1 protein-coding gene is annotated in these 510 nt (G+C 60.6%); it reads right to left on the reverse strand.

Annotated features, from left to right (window positions below):
* Nucleotides 1–510: transposase (locus F0L68_RS42895; RefSeq protein ID WP_497857832.1), on the reverse strand; the 510-nt coding region annotated here is incomplete at both ends.

Raw genomic sequence — 510 nt, forward strand, 5'->3', positions numbered from 1 at the left:
CGGTGTCGATATCGGCCTGCTCTGCCGCTTCGGTCATGAAATGCCGTATCGCGTAGTGAACCAGCAGCAACGCCCATATTTCCTGGCGGACCGTTTCGGCGTGCTTCGACCGCAACACGACGTCCGAGCCACCACGAATATGAGTCTCGATTTCATCGAATACCGATTCCTCTTCCCAGCGTTCATGGTAGACGGCAGCGAGTTCTGCGGCCGACGCCTCGACTGGCTTCAAGATTGTGGTGACCAGGCGGATGAACTCTTCCCTGCCGTCCCGATTCGGGATCTCATAGTCGACGACCCGGACCTGGATGTAATCGACAGCGACGCCACTGGCGCGACGTTTCCTTTCGTGTTCACGGTTGTGGCGCTTCTGCTGCGGATCACCGACCTCGGACAGGTAGGACCCGTCGGGCAGGACCGACAGCACCGGCAGTTCGAGATCCGTCCTGACCCGCCACACCAGTGCCGCCCCGGTCTGAGCCGCAGCCTTCCACAGCTCGTAGCTGTACA

This window comes from Solihabitans fulvus, from assembly GCF_008386585.1.
Taxonomy (GTDB): Bacteria; Actinomycetota; Actinomycetes; order Mycobacteriales; family Pseudonocardiaceae; genus Solihabitans; species Solihabitans fulvus.